This window comes from Pseudomonas sp. DF5 (assembly GCF_058148225.1).
On the sequence record NZ_JBYVYM010000081.1, the window covers coordinates 1 to 385 of the forward strand.

1 protein-coding gene is annotated in these 385 nt (G+C 63.4%); it reads right to left on the bottom strand.

Features of this window, described 5'->3' with window-relative positions:
• On the bottom strand, nt 1-385 hold a 385-nt coding region (locus tag AC30D7_RS28780), incomplete at both ends, for an immunoglobulin-like domain-containing protein (RefSeq protein ID WP_490136336.1).

The window sequence follows — 385 nt, forward strand, 5'->3', positions numbered from 1 at the left end:
AGTGCTGGTGTCGATGGTGTCATTGACGGTGGTGACTGCCGGGGCAGTGCTCGGCACCAGGTTTTCGAAATTGCCACCGGTGGCGGTGGAGATGGTGGCTTGGACCGTGCCGGCGTCTTTGTAAACGTCATCGGACGGTGCCGGGACGGTGACGGTGCCGGTTGTTTTGCCGGCGTCGATGGTGATCACGGCGCCGTTGCTCAAGGTCACGGTGACCGGTGTGCCAGCCGCATTGGTCAGGGTGGCGGTGTAAACGATGGAACCGCCTTCGGCGACCGAGTCGGTTGCCGACAGGCTGAGGGTGGTGGTATCTGGGGTGTCGGTCACCGAGGTGTCGGCCGACTTGCCGTCGACTTCCAGTTTCTCGTAGTTGCCGCCCTTGGCG